We start from the raw sequence: 18,633 nt of genomic DNA, 5'->3' as shown, positions 1-18,633 counted from the left end.
AGGCCGCCGCGGGGGCGACGCGAACCGAGCCGTGGCCCGAGCGTCACGGAATGGGTGACAGATGTCAGCCCGAGCCCCTTTCCTCTTTTCCCGCGCAATTCCCCGGCACATGATTGCGGCCGGAAGTTGAAGAAAGCCCAGGACGTTGTTCTCGAATTCTCGGAAGGTGCGAAAGCATGGGGGTTGATGCGCTGGAGCGCACTGCCGTGAAGCCGGATTCCGACGGCCTGACGGGCGTGCGGCTGCACACACGGATGCCGGTCACACCGGCCTGGCTCGCCCGGTACGTCGTACCGGTCGCCCGCGCGCTGAACGAGGCGGGCGCTCCCGCCGTCCAGCTGCGCCGCGGGTGGCTGCACGGGCCGCACGTCGACATCCTCGCCCGGGACGCCGCCGGCGCCCCGGGCGGCGGCCCCGACTGGGAGGGCGTCGCCCGCGCCCTGGACGCCGGCCCGCTCGACCCGCCCCGGGCCCTCACCGAGGAGACCTACCTCGACCAGGCCCGCGAGTTCGGCCGCCTGGAGGCCGTCCAGCCCCCCTACCTGCCGCTGCGCGAGCACGGCGCCGTCGAGCGGATCGAGCGCGCCGGCCAGGGCGGAGCCGTCACCCGCGACCCGCGCCTCGACCGCTTCCGCACCGTCGTGCACGGAGCCCTGACGCCCGCACTCCTGCGGACGATCGACGACCTCGCCGGCGAGACCGGCTCCGGCACGCTCCGGCTCGCCGAGGCCTTCGTCGCCCTCGCCGACACCCACACCCTCGGCCTCGGCTACGGCGTCTTCTCCCCCCGCTCCCACGTCGAGGCCTTCCTCGCCTGGGCCGCGCCGACCAAGGACGTCCGCCCCGTCTTCCAGCAGCGCCTCGCCCAGGACGCGCCCGTGCTCCGCCGGGTCGTCGAGCAGCGGCTCAGCGGCGAGGTCACCGCGACCGCCGCCGCCTGGCGCACCGGACTCGCCTACGGCGCCGGCGCGCTGGAGAGCGCCGTCGCCGCCGGAACCCTCACCCTGGACCTCCTCGACGGCGCCACCGCCGGACTCGACCGCTCGGAGATGGGCCCGCCCGGAGCCACCACCGTCGTCCCGCAGGGCGAGCAGCCCGACAGCGACTTCCACCGGACCGTCGGCGAGGCCGGCGTGACCTCGGCCCCGTCCCCGTGGTTCGCCTCCTTCCGCCTCCTCACCAACCTCTTCTACGAGCAGCTGCCGCTGCTCACCGTCTCCCCGATGCAGCGCTACTACACCTGCTTCGCCGTCGCCGAGACGGTCGACGAGGTCCTCGGCGTCTCCTGGCGCGAGCGCATCGCCGCGCACCCCCGCGCCGGGAGCACGAGTTCCGCCGCCCCCGCCCCGAGCGCCGCTCCGGGCACCGCCCCCGAGGGAGCCCTTCGATGACCGCCCCCGTGATCGGCAGCCCGACGGACCCGCGCGGGGCCGTGCCGCCCGAGCCGGCGACCGCACCGGCACCCGCCCCGACGACCGCCCCGACCTCCGCGCCCGCGCGGTCGGCGCCGGTACCCGAGCCGCTCTGGTTCCTCCGGGTCAACCCGCTGCGCCGGGCCCGGCTCGCCGACGCCGGACTGCGCCGGCAGCTCGTCCTCCTCACCGCCGCCGAGCAGACCCTCGCCGAGGCCGCGGCCGCCGCGTCCGACGAGCTGTACGAACGGATCGGCGCCGCGACCGACGACGCGGACCGGCGGGCGCTCATCGCCCTGCGCCGCGCCGTGAACAGCGGCAAGGCCCCGAAGGCGACCCCGGACGAGGCCGGCCCCGTGATCGGCGCCTGGCTCGAAGCCCGCCGGGAACGCGACCGGATCCGCGCCGAACTGGTCGACGGCTACCCCGACGCGGCCGAACGCGAGCGCGGGGTCCTCGCCGAACTCCTCGGCGACGCCGACCTGCTGCGCTCGCTCGCCCTCGTCGCCCCCGAGGTCCACCAGGAGGCCGAGCGCTACCGCGCCGCCGTCCGGGCCCCCGGCAAGGTCCCCGCCAAGAGTCGCAAGTCCGAGCGCGGACTCATCCAGTACGTCACCCGCGCCATGGTCCGCACGAGCCCCCTCGCCCGCTTCACGGCCGTCGGCATCGCCGAGCCCGACCCGGCCGCGCCCGGCCCCGACGAGGCGGGCTTCGGCGGCGCGACCGCCTTCCCCGGCCTCGACCGCGTGATGCTCAACTACGTGCTCGGCGGCCTGCCCGACCCCGCCGACCGGGCCGTCGAGGACCTGTGGATCGGCCTCCCGCCGACCTCCGCCCCCGACCCGGCGGCCGGCAAGCTCTTCTTCCTGAAGCCCTCGCCCGAGGGGATGCGCCGGGCCGCCGTCGCCCTCGACGGACCCGCCGGAGACCTCCTCGACGCGGTCTCCATGGGCCCCCGCCCCTTCGCCTCCGTCGTCGCCCACGTCGCCGAACGCTCCGGCATCGCCGCCGCGGACGCCGACCAGAAGGTCCGCGGCGCCGTCGCCCAGGGCCTCCTCTGCACCTTCCACGAGGCCGAGGACGGCTCCACCGACTACGACGTCCTGCTCACCCCCGACGACCCCCGCCCCGTGACGAAGCTGCTCACCGACCGCGTCAAGGCGGGCCTGCCGGCCTTCACCGCCGCACCCGCCGCCGGACGCGGCGACGCCCTGGCCGAGCTGCGCGGAGCCCTCGGCGAACTCAGCCACGCCGCCGGCCGCCCCGCCCACGTCACGGTCGAGGAGGACTACGTGATGCCGCCGCTCAGGGTGGCCACGGAACCCTGGAAGGAGTCCCTGAAGGACCTCGGCCCCGCCGTCGAGCTCCTCACCGTCTTCGACTGGCTGCACGACGTCCGCGTCCTCATGACCGCCGCGTTCGTCGAGCGCTTCGGCCCCGGGGCCAACGTCCCCCTCGCCGCCCACGCCCCCTTCGTCGTCGGCGAGGTCTCCCGCCGCGCCGCCGCCATGGCCGCCGTGTACGGCCCCGACGGCCCCGGCGACCCGACCGCCCTCAAGGGCATCGGCCCCGCCGACGGCTCACTGGAGCGCATCTACGAACTGCGCCGCGAGGTCACCGCATCGCTCCACGCCCTCATCGGAGAGGCCGTCGAGCGCGGCGACGACACCCTCCGCATCAGCCCGGAGCAGGTCGCGGGCCTCACCGGCGACCTCCCGGAGCGCTTCCGCCGCGACCCGCTGATCTACGGCATCCTGCTCCAGCGCGGCGACGGCCACCTCGTCCTCAACGACGGCCTGCCGGGCCACGGCATGCTCTACGCCCGCTTCCTGGAGGCCGACCGCCGCCTCGGCGGCCGCGCCCTGCCCCGCCTCGCCGACCACGTACGCCGGGTGTACGGCTACGACGGCGCCCGGGTCACCGAGGACCTGGGCCTGCACCGCCTCAACGTCAACGCACACACCCCGATCCTGCCCGGCGGCCTCACCCCCGACGACTGGTTCGGACTGCGGCTCGCCCACGACCCCGAGACCGACTCCCTGCGCGTCGAGGACGCCGACGGCGCCCCGCTGCGGGTCCTCCCGCTCGGCACCGGCCACCCCGGCCTGTTCCCGCCGCCGCTCTCCGTCGCCTCCGGCCTCGCCATCAGCGGCCGCCTCTTCAACGCCCTCCCCAACAGCTGGCACGCCGCCACCCCCTGGGACCGCACCGCCACCCGCGTCGCGCCCCGGATGGCCGTCGGCGACGTCCTCATCGGCCGCCGCCGCTGGTACGGCGGAGAGGAACTGGCCACCGCCCTGGCCGCCGGCCCCGAGGAGCACGAGCGGCTGCTCGCCCTCAACGCCTGGCGCGCCAGGCACGGCGTCCCCGAGGAGGTCGTCGTCAAGACCGTCCCCGAGGACGAGGGCCCGCTCTCCGTCGGAGCCCCCGACATCCAGTCCAAGCGCCTCCAGCAGAAGCCCCAGTACGTGGACCTGAGCAGCGCGCTCGGCGCCCGCGTCCTGCCCCGGATGCTGGAGCGCCGCGGCGCCGACACCGGCGGCAGCTACCTGGAGGAGGCGCTGCCCGGCGTCGTCGACGGCACCCACGCCACCGAGTGGGTCGTCGAGGTCGGCCGTACGGCCGGCGGCCGCTTCACCTACCACCCGACGACCGAGGCGGAGGAGCGATGACCACGCCCGCGAAGGCGCTCAGGACGCGCCCCGACCTGCACTACGCGCCCGTCCCCGGCGGCGTCTACTTCAGCGGCGTCCGCGCCCGGTTCGTCCTGCGCGGCTCCGAGGTCCTGCACGCCGTCGCCCAGGGCTGCGTCCCGCTCCTGGAGGGCGGCACCGACGAGGACGCGCTCGTCGCCGAGATCGGCACCGAGCGCGCCCGCCCCGCCGTCCGCCTCCTCGTCGACAAGCTCCGCGAGAACGGACTGCTCCTCGACCCGGCCGCGCACACCGCGTCCGAACCGCCCGCCGACGTCCGGGCACGGCACGCCGAGGCGCTCGCCCGCCTCGAAGGACTGCTCGACGACCCGTACGGGGCCTTCGCCCGGCTGCGCGCCGCGACCGTCCTGGTCACCGGCCCGCCCACCGCCACCGGACCGGCCGTCCGCGGCCTGCGCCGGGCCGGGGTCGGCACCGTCCTCACCGGGACGGAGAAGGCACCCGCCGTCCCGGACGCGGTCCTCGACATCCGCGAGGACGACGGAGGCCCGGCACCGTCCGCCGACGCGCCCCTCGTCGTCCCCGTACGCCTCGGCGGCACCGGCGTCACCCTCGTCGGCCCCGCCCTCACCGACCCCTCGGACCGGACCGTCCGCGACGCGTTCCACACCCGGGCCCGCGCCTGGGCCGACGCCGAGTCCACCGCACCCGCGCCCCGCCCCGTGGCGGACGCGCTCGCCGGCGCCCTCGGGGCACAGCTCCTCGTCGACGTCCTCACCGGCACCGCCGACCCGGGCGAGGCCCACGTCGTGCACGGGACGGACCTGGTCTCCGACCGGGTCACCGTCGGGGGAGCCCACCAGGCGGCCGCGACCGGCCGGCCGGGCTCCCTCCCCGAGGGTCCGTACACCCTCGGCTCCGCCCCCGCCGACGCCCGCCCCGAACCGGACGAGGCACGCGAGACGGCGACCCCGCTCACCGCCCGCTGGACCGGGCCGCTCGCCCTCGCCGAGGGCGCCGACCTGCCCCAGATGCCGCTCGCCCTGCGCGCCGCCGAACTCCGCACCGGCGGCCCCACGACCACGGTCCTCGCCTGGGCCGCCCACCAGGAGACCGCCACCGCGGCGGCCGTCCTGCAGGCCCTGCGGGCCCTCATCCCCGGGGATCCCACCCCGGCGGCAGGCCCGCCCGCCCGCATCCCCGGGGATCCCACCCCGGCGGCAGGGCTCACGAGGGAACACTGGCTCCTCGACGGCGCACTGCGCCTGCTCGCCGAGGAGACGGCGCCCCTTCCGGCGAAGACCGACACCCCGCACGTGCCGCCCGCGGCCCTCCCGGCGGGCGCTCCCGCCGCGGCCGCGGGCGGCGTGGCGTGCGGGGGTCTCGACGCGGAGGGCCTGCGGATCCTCGCCGCACTCCGCGCCCTGCTGCCCGCGGAACCCGTGATACGGCTCCACGCCGTCACCGGACTCGACTGGCGGCTCGCCGAGGTGACCGCCGACGGCACCGCGCTCGGCCGGGCCTGGGGCGCCGACACGGCCGAGGCCGCCCGGAACGCCCTGTGCACCGCCCTCGCCCACGTCCAGACCGCGGACGCCCCCGGCACCGTCGACCCGCTCTCCACCGACGCCCTGCTCCTCGCCGACCGCGCCGTCCTGGACGCCCTCCGCGCCCAGCTGGCCGCCCGCACCGGCACCGCCTACCGGGGCGAGGCCCACCGCCACGACCCCGTGCTCGGCGAGCTCCCCCTCTGGTACGGCCCCGTGGAGGCCCACGATGCCCACTGACACGCTCACCCCCGTCCCCGCCCCGGCCCTCGCCCGGGGCCCCGGGCTCGACGCCCCGCCCGACCATCTGGCAGACGAGGCGTGGCGCCCCGCGCTCGACGCCCTCGCCGGCCTCCTCCCCGAGGGCACCGTCGCGGTCGACCGCGGCTGGCACCTCGACTGGGAGCGGGCGCGGTTCGACGAGGCCGCCGCCACCGGCCGGCCCCACCTCTCGGTCCGTGTCCTCGCCGACGAGGTCCTGGTGGGACCGCTCTGGCGGCCGGGCACCGACGCCGGCTGCGCCGGCTGCGCCGAGGTCCGCGACCGCACCGTCCCCGACCACCCGCTCGCCGGCGACCTGCGCCACGCGACCGCGGCCCCCGGGCCGGGCGCGCCGCTCCTCCCCGAACTGCTCCGGGCGACCCTGGAGCACCTGGCGAGGCGGCCGCTCGGGCCCGGCGAACTCTTCTCCGTCTCGCCGCGCGGCCTGCGCCGGCACCGGATCGCCCGCAGCTTCCACTGCCCGCTCTGCGGACCGGCGTACGAACGCCTCGACGGCACGCGGACCCCGGCGCCGCTCACCCCGACCGACCGGCCGGCCTTCCCGGACGACTGCACCCGCACCGCCGCGAGCCGGCTCGTCGAGCGCGGCGTGCTCCAGGACCGCCTGGTCGACGACCGCTTCGGTCCCGTCCGCGCGCTGCTGCGCGAGTCCCGCGCCCCCTTCGCGATGAGCATGGCCGTCGTGCCGGACGCCCCGGCGATGGGCCACGGCCGCGCCCGGACCTTCGCCGAGACCGGACCCGTGGCGATCCTGGAGGCGTACGAGCGGCTCGCGGGCTTCCCGTACGACATCCCGGTCCTCACCCACCGCTCCTACACCGAGGTCGCGGACCACGCCGTCGACCCGGCGGGGCTCGGGCGGTACACGCCCGAGCAGCTCGCCCACCCGACCAGCCGGGCCACGCCGTTCGACGCGGACACCCCGATGGACTGGGTGTGGGGCCACGACCTCGACGACGGCCGACCCCTGCTCGTCCCCGCCGACCACGCCTTCTACCAGTACGAGTACAACCACCGCCGCGACCGCCGGGCCGCCCGCGCCGCCGGCACACCCGGCCGCAAGCACTACTTCTACGAGTCGTCCAGCGGCTGCGCCGTCGGCGCCAACCTCGAAGAGGCCGCCCTGCACTCGCTGTTCGAGCTCGCGGAGCGGGACGCCTTCCTGCTCTCCTGGCACCGCGCCGCGCCCCTGCCGGCCATCCCGAACTCCTCCCTCACCGACCCCACCAGCCGCGCCATGATCGAGCTGATGGAGTCCCGCGGCTTCGACGTGCACCTCCTCGTCGCCACCCGGGACATCGGCCTGCCGGTCGTCTGGGTGCTCGCGGTCAACCGCCTCAACCCCTTCCCCGCCACCTTCTCCTCGGCCGGCTCCGGCGCCGACCCGCAGTCCGCGATCCGGGGCGCCCTGCGCGAGGTCGCCCAGCTCGTCACCAACCCGGTCGACTGGACCCGCGAGACCGTCGAACCGATGGTCGAGGACCCCTGGCTGGTCCAGGAGCTGGAGGACCACGTCCGCTTCTCCTCGCTGCCCGAGACCGCCGCCCGCGCCACCGCCGCGCTCGGCGGACCCCGGGTCACGCTCGACGAGGCCTTCCCCGACTGGCCGGGCCGCATGGCGCGGGGCTCCGGCGGGGACGTGCGGGGCGCCCTGGACTTCGTCCGCGGACTGTTCGCCGAGGCCGGGCTCGACCGGATCGTCCTCGTCGACCAGACCAGCCGCGAACACGCCGACGCCGGCATCCACGTGGCCCGCGCGGTCGTCCCCGGCATCGTCCCGATGTGCTTCGGCCACGCCCAGCAGCGGCTGGCCGGACTGCCCCGGCTCACCGCCGCCCTGCGCGGCACCGGGCAGGAGCACCGGGCGATCCCCCTCGACCCCCACCCGTTCCCGTGACCGCCCCGACGGCCCCCCGCGCGGCCGCCGGCGCGGAGGCGCCGCCCCGCCGCGGCCCCGTCGACCTGCCGGGACCCGAGGGCGACAACAGCATCGCCCGCGAACCCCTCTGGTACGCCTACGGGGCGGGCGACGACGCACCCGAGGCACCCCCGTGGACCTGGGTCCCGCAACCACCGCCCGACACGCACGTACCGCCCCCGCCGCCGCGCGGGGGCGGCCCGCGCGAGTCCCTGCCGCTCGGCACCCACGAGCGGCTCGCGGCGCTGCCGTACCCCGGGCCGCGACCCGGAGCCGCACGGGGACCGGGCGCGGCCGAACCGGTCGGGGACCGGCTCGGCCGCGCCCTCGTCACCGCCTTCGGGCCCCAGCGGAGAGAGCCCGAGAACCCCTACAACGACCACCGGCCGTACGCCTCGCCGCGCTGCCTGTTCCCCGTCCACGCCTTCGTGGACGGGGGCGCGGGCATGCCGTGGCGCCTCCTCGAACCGGACCGGCACGCCCTCACCGGCACCCGGGAGGCCCCCGCGGGCAACATCGTCCTCACCGGCCGGTACACGAGCGTGCCGCCCGCCTACCAGTGGTTCCGAGGCTCCCTCATCGCGATCGAACTCGGCTTCGTGCTCAGGGCGTTGAGCCTGGGCCTCGAACTCTTCGACGTGCCGGCCAGGCTCCGGCTCCCCGGCCCGGACGCCCACGCGCTGCTCCCCGCGCTCGGCCTCGACGACGCCTGGGCCTGGTCCCTGCCCTTCGTCGTGGAACTCGACGGCGGGGGAGCGCCGCCCGGCGGCACGGCCCCCGCCCCCGGACCGCCGGCCCACCTCGCCCGCACCGACCCCGCCCTCGACGCGCTGATCCGCGTCAACCGGGAACAGACCTACGCCCCCGCCCCCGCCCCGCTCACCACCGCCGTCCCGGACGGCCTCGGCCCGTCGGCGGCCGCGCCGGACTGGGCCGAGCTGCTGTGGCGGCGCCACTCCGGACGCATGCCGAGGGCCCTGCACGGCATGAGCGGACGCCGCGCCGACGTGCCGGCCGAGGCACTCGACAGCGCCGCCCGCTGGCTCTCCGTACCGCCGCCCGGCACCGAACTCGCCGCGGCCTTCGCGATGCTGACCGCCACCGCCGTCGTCCAGGGCGTCGACGGGCGGACCGACGGAGTCCACCGGCTCCGGGACGGCGCCGCGCACCTCCTGCGCGCCGACCCGGCCGCACCCGAGCGGCTGGAGGAGCAGTACGGCTACGGCGTCTCGCCCGTCAACGGCTGCGCCATCCGCCACGCCCCCCTGACCGTGTTCCTGTCGGTACGGACCCGGGAGCTCTTCGCGCGCCTCGGGACCGCCGGCTGGGGCGCCGTCCAGCACGCCGCCGGCTGGGCCGCGCACGGACTCTGCCTGTCCGCCGCCGCCTCCGGCCTCTTCGCCCGCCCCGTGCGGGCCTTCAAGGAGATTCCCACCCAGCGCGTCCTCGGCCTCGCACCCGACGAGATGATCGTCCTGTCCGTGGTCGTGGGAGTACCGCAGGACACCGGCGGCGCGCTGCTCGACCTCAGACTCTGAAGGAGCGTCCCCGTGACCCCGACCCCGACCCCCGCGGCGGCCACCGCCCCGCCGCCCGCGGCGCCGGCGACCGCATGGACCGCCTGGCACCTCCACCTCGGCACGACGGCCCGGTCGGCACACGACCGGGTCGTCACCGACGTCATCGGCCCCACCGTCCACGAACTCGCCCCCGGCACACCCTGGTTCTTCATCCGCTACTGGCAGTCCGGCCCGCACCTCCGGCTCCGCGTGGGCGACCTCGACGAGGCCGCACGCACCCGCGTGGCGGCCGCGCTCGCCGCCCGCCTGGCCGTCGCCGGCGCGCCCGCGCCGGGCGAGGAGCCGCTCGACCCCGCCGCCTACCGCAGCGGGGCCGAGCGGCTCGCCGCCGCCGGCGAGACCGGCGAGAACACCTCCGTGAAGGCCCTGCTGCCGCCCGGTGTCCACCCGGCCGTCTACGAGCCGGAGTTCGACCGCTACGGCGGCCGAGCCCTGATGCCCGCCGCCGAGTCCCTCTTCACCCTGTCCAGCACCCTCGTCCTCGCCGCCCTGCCCCGGGTGGGCGACGAGCGGCAGCGGGCCCTGCTCGCCCTGCGCGGCACCGTCGCCGTCGCGGCCGCCCTCGGGGACCCGGCGGAACGCGCGTACTACTACGCCCACGGCCTCGGCGCCTGGCGCGCCTGGGCCGCCGAGGCGGGCCACCCGGCCGAACTCCTCGACACGATCACCCGGGTCGAGGGTGCGGTCGCCCTCGACCCGGACGCCCACGGTCCCTTCGCCGGCTGGCACGCCCGGATCACCGCCCACGCGGACGCGATCCGCGCCCAGTCGCCGACCCACCCGGGCATGGTCCTCTTCTCGCACGCGCACATGCTCCACAACCGGCTCGGCCTCAGCCTCCTGGAGGAGCTGCGCACCTACGCCGTCCTGGCCCGCGCCTTCCCCCTGCCGGAGGGCGCCCCCGTACCGCGGAACGTCTGACCGCAGCCCCCCACGGGGAACACGAAAGGCCCGACCGGTCGCCGGTCGGGCCTTTTCGTGGTGCTCGCCCGCCTACTCGGGGCGCGGGTCCCAGCGGAAGCTGCGGACGGCGATCAGGGCTCCGATCACGCCCCAGGCGGCGAGGACCGCCAGGTCGCGCCACTGGAAGCCGGCGTCCTGGGTGAAGAGCGCCAGCATGGCGTCGTTGAACGGCTTGACGGGCAGCAGGCCCGCGATCGTGTTCAGCAGCTCGGCGTGGATCGGGAAGTAGCTGCCCGAGATGAAGACCAGCGGGAACTGGATGAACTGCACGACGGCCGGGGCCGCCTCCGAGTTCTTGATCAGCGAGGCCACGCCGACGCCCAGCGCGCAGAAGCTGGCCGCGCCGAGGACGAGGGTGAGCAGGACCGCGCCCCAGTGGGTGGGCAGGTCCACGCCGTAGAGCGCGCCGATGCCGAAGACGAGCGCGACGTCGACGATGCTCACGACGACGCAGTGCACGAGCAGACCGGCGAAGTAGACCCAGGCCGGCAGGGGCGTGGCGTGCAGCCGCTTCAGCACGCCGGTCTGCCGGCGCATCGCGAGCACGATCGCCAACTGGCCGTAGCAGGCGCCGAGTACGGACACGGCGGCGATCACCGGTGTGTAGTACTGCATGCCGGTCAGGCCGAAGAAGAAGTCCTCGCCCTCGCTGCCGCTGAACACGGCCCCGAAGATGCTGATGATCACGATGGGCAGGACGAACGTGAAGACCATCGACTGCGGATTGCGCCAGAACGACAGCTGCTCGTACCGGATCTGATGACCCAGCAGGGCCAGCGGGTTCCGTTCGCGCGGGGCGTCCGCGCGGGCCGCCGAGGCCGCCGGGGCGGTCGTCTCGGTGCTCGGGGGGATCAGGGTGGTCATGAGCGGCTCCGTCCGGGTCGGCGGCCTCGTCCCGCGGGCGCCTTGCGCTCCCGCGCGGACGACGGCGAGGAGGCTTCCTGCTGTACGTACTCGCTGGTCAGGCTCAGGTAGACGTCCTCGAGCGTCGGCTGCTCGACGGTCAGCCGGTCGAGCGGCGCGCCCCGGTCGAGCGCCCAGCCGGTCAGCCGGTGCAGCGCGGCCGTCGGCTCGGTCGTCTCGGCCGTCACCAGGCCGTCCTCCACGTCGCTCACCTGCAGGGGAACGTCGGCGAGCGCGGCGCCGGACGGGAGCGCGAAGCGGATCCGGGTCTGGGCGCTGTCGCGGCCGCCCAGGGTGTCCGGGGTGCCGGAGGCGACGATCCGGCCCTCGGCGATGACCACGACCGAATCGGCCAGCGCCTGCGCCTCGTCCATGTAGTGGGTGGTGAGGACGATGGTCGTGCCGTCGTCGCGGAGGTTGCGCACGACGTCCCAGGCGCCGCGGCGGGCGTTGGGGTCGAAGCCGGTCGTCGGCTCGTCGAGGAACAGCAGCCGGGGCCGGCCGACGACGCCGAGCGCCAGGTCGAGCCGGCGCTTCTGGCCGCCCGACAGGTCCTTGACCTTGGCGCCCTTCTTCTCCTCCAGGCCGACGAGGTCGAGGAGTTCGTCGACGTTCCGCGGGTCCGGGTAGTAGCCCGCGTTGCGGGCCACCGTCTCCCGCACCGACAGATAGGGCTCCACGGCGATGTCCTGGAGGACGAGGCCGACCTGGCCGCGCAGCCAGTGGCCGTCCGCCTTGACGCCGGGGTCGCGGCCGAGGACCTCGACCCGGCCGCCGTCGCGCTCCCGGAAGCCCTCCAGGATCTCCAGGGTGGTGGTCTTGCCCGCGCCGTTCGGCCCGAGCAGGGCGAAGATCTCGCCCTCGGCGACGCTGAAGTCGACGCCGCGCACGGCCTCGTGGTCGCCGTACCGCTTCTGCAGGCCTTCCACGGCCACCGCGGCGGTCACCGCGGTCCCTCGGCTCGTGTCACTGTGTGCCTCCCGGTGTGGTGGTGGGACGTCGTGGGGTCGTCGCCCGCAGACGGACTCCGGGGCGCCGCCTCGACGTTAGGCGCGGGCCGGGGGCCCGGCCGGGCCCCGGAGGGGCGGCGGTGACGGACGTCATGGAAGCCGCGACAGTTGTCAGAGGGGGGCGTGACCCGCGTTGCCGGGGGCCGGTGGGCGACCCATGCTCGGGGTGCGGCGGACGGCCGGGCCGCGGGATTCCGCGGCCGGTGGCGCCGACGGTGCCGACACAGCAGCGACACGGAAGGCGGTCTCAAAGGTGCGGTTCGGGGATCTGGACGAGTGGGGAGCGGAGGAGCGGCCGCACGTCTCGGTGGTCGGTGCCGGCATCGGCGGACTGACGCTGGCCGGTGCGCTCTCCTCCATGGGAGTTCTGTACACGGTGTACGAGCAGACGCGGCGGCTGGCGGAGGTGGGGGCGGGAGTCCAGCTCTCGCCCAACGCCGTCCGGCCGCTGCTGCGGCTCGGCCTCGGCCCGGCGCTGCGCGAGCGGGCGGTGGCGATCGAGGCCATGGAGGTACGGGGGTGGAGCGGGCGGCCGATCGCCCGGACGCCCCTGGGCGCGGAGTGCGAGCGGATGTTCGGAGCCCCGTACTACACGGTGCACCGGGCCCACCTGCACGACGCGCTCCTGACCCTCGTCGACGGGGGCAGCCTGAAGCTGGGCGAGCGCCTGAGCGGGGCGCGGGAGGCGGACGGGCCGGACGGCGGCGTGCGGCTGTCCTTCGAGGACGGCACCGTCCGCGGGGCGGAGCTGGTCGTGGGCGCCGACGGCATCCACTCCACCGTCCGCGAGGCGTTCCGGCGCGACGAGCCCGAGTTCTCGGGTCTCGGCATCTACCGGGGCCTGGTGCCCGTGGACCGGCTGCCGGACGAGGCCCGCGCGCCTCTGGTGCGCCTCTGGCTCGGCCCGGGCGGGCACTTCGTGTGCTACCCGGTCGCGGCGGGGGAGTACCTGAGCTTCGCGGCGACGGTGCCGATGGCGCAGTCCCCGGGCGAGTCCTGGTCGGTGCCGGGCGACCCGGAGGCGCTGCGCCGGGTCTTCGGCGGCTGGACCGGTCTGGTCGCGGACGTCGTGGGCGCCGTGGAGTCGACCCTCCAGTGGGCGCTGCACGACCGGCCGCCGCTGGACGTGTGGTCCTCGCGCCGGCTGACCCTGCTCGGCGACGCGGCCCATCCGATGCTGCCGTTCATGGCGCAGGGCGCGAACCAGGCGATCGAGGACGCGATGGACCTGGCGGCCTGCCTGGCCGATCCGGCGTCCTCGACGACGGCGGCACGGCTCGACCGCTACCAGTCGCTCCGGATCCCCCGCACGGCGGAGATCCAGCGCGGCTCGCGCGGCAACGCCGGGATCCTGCACCTGCCGGACGGCCCGGCCCAGCGGCGCCGCGACGCGCGCATGGCGGTCCACGCGTCCCTCCGCGACCGGGCGATGCTGTACGCGCACGAGACGGGCAGGAGCGTGGTGCCGACCCCGGCGTGATCGGGTTATTGGTCTGGACCTATTGTGCGGCTCGGCCCGCGACGGTACGTTCGACCCGGCTGCGCAGCCGGCACATTCCGCACCGCAACGCTTCACATCGCATCGTCACGCACTCCGCCGGGGCATCCCGGCGTTTTCAGGAGGACATGCCATGTACCGTCGCATCGCAGCCCTACTCGCCACCGCGGCCACGGCCGGAGCGCTCGCGCTCGGCACCGCGGGCACCGCCGAGGCCGCGGGTCCCGGCTTCTACCCGCGCAGCCACCACTCCTCGTACGCCGAGTGCCAGGCGGCGGGCGTCGCGGGCCGCCCGCTCTGGGGCGCGCTCTTCCTCTGCGAGCCCTTCGCCCCGTCGCGCCCGGACGTCTACGTCCTCTGGGTGCGCTACTGACCCGGCCCCCGGCCCGGGCGGCGGCGGCCGCCCGGCCCGGGGACCGTCATGTGAGCAATCGATTCAGCACCCGATTCAGCACTCGATGATGTTCACCGCGAGCCCGCCGCGCGCGGTCTCCTTGTACTTCACGCTCATGTCCGCGCCGGTCTCCTTCATGGTCTTGATGACCTTGTCGAGGGAGACCAGGTGGCTGCCGTCGCCGCGCATCGACATCTTCGCCGCCGTGACGGCCTTGACCGCCGCCATGCCGTTGCGCTCGATGCACGGGATCTGCACCAGGCCGCCGACCGGGTCGCAGGTCAGGCCCAGGTTGTGCTCCATGCCGATCTCGGCCGCGTTCTCCACCTGCTCCGGCGTGCCGCCGAGGACCTCGGCGAGCGCGCCCGCCGCCATCGAGCAGGCCGAGCCGACCTCGCCCTGGCAGCCGACCTCGGCGCCGGAGATCGAGGCGTTCTCCTTGAAGAGCATGCCGACCGCGCCGGCGGCCAGCATGAAGCGGACGATGCCGTCGTCGTCGGCGCCGGGCACGAAGTTCGTGTAGTAGTGCAGGACGGCGGGGATGATGCCGGCCGCGCCGTTCGTCGGGGCGGTGACCACCCGGCCGCCCGCCGCGTTCTCCTCGTTCACGGCCATCGCGTAGAGGGTGATCCACTCCATGGCGTGCATCTTGGGGTCGCCCTCGGAGCGCAGCTTGCGGGCCAGGTTCGCGGCGCGCCGGCGCACCTTCAGGCCGCCGGGCAGGATTCCCTCGCGGGACATGCCGCGCGAGACGCAGGACTGCATGACCCGCCAGATCTCCAGCAGGCCCGCGCGGATCTCGTCCTCGGTGCGCCAGGCCTTCTCGTTCTCCAGCATCAGCGCGGAGATCGACAGGCCCGTCTCCTTCGCGAGGCGGAGCAGCTCGTCGCCGGTGCGGAAGGGGTACTTCAGGACGGTGTCGTCCGGGACGATCGGGTTCTCGCCCTGGACGGCGTCCTCGTCCACGACGAAGCCGCCGCCGACCGAGTAGTACGTCTTCTCCAGGACCGGGGCGCCCTCGGCGTCGTACGCGAAGATCGTCATGCCGTTGGCGTGGTACGGCAGCGCCTTGCGCCGGTGCAGGATCAGGTCGGCGTCGAAGTCGAAGGGGATCTCGTGCGCGCCGAGCAGGTTGATCCGGCCGCTCGACTTGATCCGCTCGACCTCGTCGTCGGCCGTCTCCACGTTCACGGTGCGGGGCGAGCTGCCCTCCAGGCCCAGCAGGACCGCCTTCGGGGTCCCGTGGCCGTGGCCGGTCGCACCCAGGGAGCCGTACAGCTCCGCCCGGACGTGGGCGGTGTGGGCCAGCAGGCCCTCGTTCTTCAGGCGGCGGGCGAACATCCGGGCGGCTCGCATCGGACCCACCGTGTGGGAGCTCGACGGACCGATGCCGATCGAGAACAGGTCGAAGACCGAGATGGCCACGAAGACTCCTTGTGGGGGCTAGACGCCGTTGTCTGCCGGGGTGGAGCAGAGAAGCGCGAAGAAGGACATGCGGTACAGCGCGAGGACATGGGGTGGGGCACCGCGCTCACCGTCCAGTGTGCGCGGTGCCCCAGGGTTCCGGTCGAACAAAAGCGTACGAAACTACTTCAGGCCGGGGTACAGCGGGTGCTTGTCCGCCAGCGCGGTGACCCGCGCCTTGAGGGACTCGGCGTCGAAGCCGGGCTTCAGGGTCTCCGCGATGATGTCGGCGACCTCGGCGAAGTCCTCGGTCCGGAAGCCGCGGGTGGCGAGCGCCGGCGTGCCGATGCGCAGACCCGAGGTGACCATCGGCGGGCGCGGGTCGTTCGGAACGGCGTTCCGGTTGACCGTGATGCCCACCTCGTGGAGGCGGTCCTCGGCCTGCTGGCCGTCCAGCTCGCTGTCGCGCAGGTCGACGAGGAGCAGGTGGACGTCCGTGCCGCCGGACAGGACGGAGACACCGTGGGCGGTGACGTCGTCCTGGACCAGGCGCTCGGCGATGATGCGGGCGCCGTCCAGGGTGCGCTGCTGGCGCTCCTTGAACTCCTCCGAGGCCGCGACCTTGAAGGAGACGGCCTTGGCCGCGATCACGTGCTCCAGCGGGCCGCCCTGGAAACCGGGGAAGACCGAGGAGTTCAGCTTCTTCGCGAACTCCTTCTTCGCGAGGATGATGCCGCCGCGGGGGCCGCCGAGCGTCTTGTGCGTGGTGGAGGTCACCACGTCCGCGTACTCGACCGGGTTCGGGTGCAGACCGGCCGCGACCAGGCCCGCGAAGTGGGCCATGTCGACCCACAGGTAGGCCTCGACCTCGTCGGCGATCCGGCGGAACTCGGCGAAGTCCAGCTGGCGCGGGTAGGCGGACCAGCCCGCGATGATCACCTTGGGGCGGTGCTCCTTGGCGAGGCGCTCGACCTCGGCCATGTCGACCAGACCGGCCTCGTCCACGTGGTACGCGACCACGTCGAACTGCTTGCCCGAGAAGTTCAGGCGCATGCCGTGGGTCAGGTGGCCGCCGTGCGCCAGGTCCAGACCCAGGATCGTGTCGCCGGGCTGGGCGATCGCGAAGAGGGCGGCCTGGTTCGCGGAGGCGCCGGAGTGCGGCTGGACGTTGGCGTACTCGGCGCCGAACAGGTCCTTGATCCGGTCGATCGCGATCTGCTCGGCCACGTCGACGTGCTCGCAGCCGCCGTAGTAGCGGCGGCCCGGGTAGCCCTCGGCGTACTTGTTGGTGAGGACGGAGCCCTGCGCCTCCATGACGGCGACCGGAGCGAAGTTCTCCGACGCGATCATCTCGAGGGTGGACTGCTGACGGCGGAGCTCGGCGTCGACGGCTGCGGCGACGTCCGGGTCCAGCTCGTGGAGGGGAGTGTTCAGAAGCGACATGAATCGATCCCTAGGGGTGTCGGGTTAGCCGGCGGTGAACGCGGCGTACTCGTCGGCGGTGAGCAGGTCCTCCGGCTCGCCCGTGAGCCGTACCTTGAACAGCCAGCCACCCTCGAACGGAGCGGTGTTCACGAGGGACGGGTCGTCCACGACGTCCTGGTTGGCCTCGACGATCTCGCCCGTCACCGGGGCGTACAGGTCGCTGACCGACTTGGTGGACTCCAGCTCGCCGCAGGACTCGCCCGCGGTGATCGTGGAGCCGACCTCCGGGAGCTGGGCGTAGACGACGTCACCGAGCGCGTTGGCGGCGAACTCCGTGATGCCGACGGTCGCGACACCGTCCTCGGCGGCCGACAGCCACTCGTGCTCCTTGGTGTAGCGCAGCTGCTGGGGGTTGCTCATGGCCTGATTCTCCTGGATCGGGGGAGTGCTGATGAACGTGGGTCTTGCGGGATGAGACGCGAAGTGAGACGGATGCGTCACTTCTGGCGCTTGTAGAACGGCAGTGCCACGACCTCGTAGGGCTCGTGGGTGCCCCGGATGTCCACACCTACACCCTGGGTGCCGGGCTCGGCGTGCGCCGCGTCCACGTACGCTATGGCGATCGGCTTTCCGAGGGTGGGGGAGGGGGCGCCGGAGGTGACCTCGCCGATCACCACGCCGTCCTTGACCACGGAGAAGCCGGCCCGCGGGACCCGGCGGCCCTCGGCGACCAGACCGACGAGCTTGCGCGGCGGGGCGGTCTCGGCGCGCTCGGCGGCCTTCTCCAGCGCCTCACGGCCGACGAAGCGGCCGTCGTTCGTCGTCTTCTCGAACTTCACGACCCGGCCCAGACCCGCGTCGAAGGGGGTCAGCGCGGTGGTCAGCTCGTGGCCGTACAGCGGCATGCCCGCCTCCAGGCGGAGCGTGTCGCGGCAGGACAGGCCGCAGGGGATCAGACCGACCGGCGCGCCGGCCTCGGTCAGCGCCCGCCAGACCTGCTCGGCGTGCTCGGGCTTCAGGAACAGCTCGAAGCCGTCCTCGCCGGTGTAGCCGGTGCGGGCGATCAGCGCGGGCACCCCGGCGACCGTGCCCGGCAGGCCGGCGTAGTACTTCAGCCCGTCCAGGTCGGCGTCCGTGAGCGACTTCAGGATGCCGGGGGACTCCGGGCCCTGGACCGCGATCAGGGCGTAGGCGTCGCGGTCGTCCCGGACCTCGGCGTCGAAGCCCTCCGCGCGGGCCGTGAGCGCGTCCAGGACGGTCTGCGCGTTGGAGGCGTTGGCGACGACCATGTACTCCGTCTCGCCGAGGCGGTACACGATCAGGTCGTCGAGGATCCCGCCGTCCTCCTGGCAGATCATCGTGTACCGGGCGCGGCCCACGCCCACCGTGGAGATGTTGCCGACCAGGGCGTGGTCGAGGAGCTCGACGGCCTGCGGGCCGGTGACCGTGATCTCGCCCATGTGGGAGAGGTCGAACAGGCCCGCCCGGGTGCGGACGGCGACGTGCTCGTCCCGCTCGCTGCCGTACCGGAGCGGCATGTCCCAGCCGGCGAAGTCGGTCATGGTCGCGCCCAGCGAACGATGCAGGGCATCGAGGGCGGTCAGACGGGGGGCAGTGCTCATGGGTGGCTCCCGGGTCCCAAG

At 74.7% G+C, this 18,633-nt stretch carries 14 protein-coding genes; 8 read left to right on the top strand and 6 right to left on the bottom strand.

Features of this window, described 5'->3' with window-relative positions:
- The first annotated feature begins 176 nt into the window (after positions 1 to 176).
- The 6 genes from ACY0MR_RS11745 to ACY0MR_RS11720 are packed head-to-tail and all read left to right on the top strand — an operon-like array spanning position 177 to position 10,314.
- The gene (locus tag ACY0MR_RS11745) at positions 177 to 1,391 is read left to right on the top strand and encodes a hypothetical protein (RefSeq protein WP_392862332.1); all 1,215 of its coding nucleotides are present in this window, start codon (positions 177 to 179) and stop codon (positions 1,389 to 1,391) included.
- Entirely contained in the window at positions 1,388 to 4,084 is a 2,697-nt protein-coding gene (locus ACY0MR_RS11740; protein WP_473560631.1) for a lantibiotic dehydratase, read from the top strand. Before ACY0MR_RS11745 ends, ACY0MR_RS11740 begins: the two co-directional genes overlap by 4 nt.
- Positions 4,081 to 5,853, top strand: a complete 1,773-nt coding sequence (locus tag ACY0MR_RS11735; RefSeq protein WP_473560629.1) for a hypothetical protein — start codon at positions 4,081 to 4,083, stop codon at positions 5,851 to 5,853. Before ACY0MR_RS11740 ends, ACY0MR_RS11735 begins: the two co-directional genes overlap by 4 nt.
- Positions 5,843 to 7,792 (top strand): TOMM precursor leader peptide-binding protein, encoded by a 1,950-nt coding sequence (locus tag ACY0MR_RS11730; RefSeq protein ID WP_473560628.1) that lies wholly within the window; start codon positions 5,843 to 5,845, stop codon positions 7,790 to 7,792. Before ACY0MR_RS11735 ends, ACY0MR_RS11730 begins: the two co-directional genes overlap by 11 nt.
- The gene (locus ACY0MR_RS11725) at positions 7,789 to 9,351 is read left to right on the top strand and encodes a nitroreductase family protein (protein WP_473560626.1); all 1,563 of its coding nucleotides are present in this window, start codon (positions 7,789 to 7,791) and stop codon (positions 9,349 to 9,351) included. Before ACY0MR_RS11730 ends, ACY0MR_RS11725 begins: the two co-directional genes overlap by 4 nt.
- Positions 9,352 to 9,363: 12 nt before the next feature.
- On the top strand, positions 9,364 to 10,314 hold the full coding sequence (locus ACY0MR_RS11720) for a thiopeptide-type bacteriocin biosynthesis protein (RefSeq protein WP_473560624.1): 951 nt from the start codon (positions 9,364 to 9,366) through the stop codon (positions 10,312 to 10,314).
- A 72-nt stretch (positions 10,315 to 10,386) separates the two neighbouring features.
- On the opposite strand, the gene ACY0MR_RS11715 is transcribed toward ACY0MR_RS11720, so the two are convergent.
- Both ACY0MR_RS11715 and ACY0MR_RS11710 read right to left on the bottom strand, forming a co-directional pair.
- A complete protein-coding gene (locus ACY0MR_RS11715; protein WP_361854087.1) occupies positions 10,387 to 11,220 on the bottom strand; it encodes an ABC transporter permease in 834 nt (277 codons plus the stop codon).
- Positions 11,217 to 12,206, bottom strand: coding sequence for an ABC transporter ATP-binding protein (locus tag ACY0MR_RS11710; protein ID WP_392862345.1), 990 nt, complete (start codon positions 12,204 to 12,206; stop codon positions 11,217 to 11,219). The genes ACY0MR_RS11715 and ACY0MR_RS11710 overlap by 4 nt, the downstream gene beginning before the upstream one ends.
- 220 nt (positions 12,207 to 12,426) lie before the next feature.
- Here ACY0MR_RS11710 and ACY0MR_RS11705 point away from each other — a divergent pair, with 220 nt between their 5' ends.
- Positions 12,427 to 13,749: an FAD-dependent monooxygenase gene (locus tag ACY0MR_RS11705; RefSeq protein ID WP_473560622.1), complete on the top strand. Its 1,323-nt coding sequence runs from the start codon at positions 12,427 to 12,429 to the stop codon at positions 13,747 to 13,749.
- Positions 13,750 to 13,900: 151 nt separating this feature from the next.
- Positions 13,901 to 14,140 (top strand): hypothetical protein, encoded by a 240-nt coding sequence (locus tag ACY0MR_RS11700; RefSeq protein WP_361854081.1) that lies wholly within the window; start codon positions 13,901 to 13,903, stop codon positions 14,138 to 14,140.
- Between the two features lie 75 nt (positions 14,141 to 14,215).
- Here the strand turns inward: ACY0MR_RS11700 and ACY0MR_RS11695 are convergent, their stop codons facing one another.
- From ACY0MR_RS11695 to gcvT, 4 genes are all read right to left on the bottom strand, one after another.
- Positions 14,216 to 15,586 (bottom strand): L-serine ammonia-lyase, encoded by a 1,371-nt coding sequence (locus ACY0MR_RS11695; RefSeq protein ID WP_404085355.1) that lies wholly within the window; start codon positions 15,584 to 15,586, stop codon positions 14,216 to 14,218.
- A 162-nt stretch (positions 15,587 to 15,748) separates the two neighbouring features.
- Positions 15,749 to 17,008, bottom strand: a complete 1,260-nt coding sequence (locus tag ACY0MR_RS11690) for a serine hydroxymethyltransferase (protein WP_388793671.1) — start codon at positions 17,006 to 17,008, stop codon at positions 15,749 to 15,751.
- Between the two features lie 24 nt (positions 17,009 to 17,032).
- Positions 17,033 to 17,410 carry a glycine cleavage system protein GcvH gene (gcvH, locus tag ACY0MR_RS11685; protein ID WP_361854072.1) on the bottom strand — a complete coding sequence of 126 codons (378 nt, stop codon included), beginning with the start codon at positions 17,408 to 17,410 and terminating at the stop codon, positions 17,033 to 17,035.
- A 77-nt stretch (positions 17,411 to 17,487) separates the two neighbouring features.
- Positions 17,488 to 18,612: a glycine cleavage system aminomethyltransferase GcvT gene (gcvT, locus tag ACY0MR_RS11680; protein ID WP_473560619.1), complete on the bottom strand. Its 1,125-nt coding sequence runs from the start codon at positions 18,610 to 18,612 to the stop codon at positions 17,488 to 17,490.
- Positions 18,613 to 18,633 lie beyond the last annotated feature (21 nt).

Source organism: Streptomyces sp. JN8 (assembly GCF_055808075.1).
Note: the sequence above shows the minus strand (reverse complement) of the source record. Positions and strands in the feature narration are given on the sequence as shown.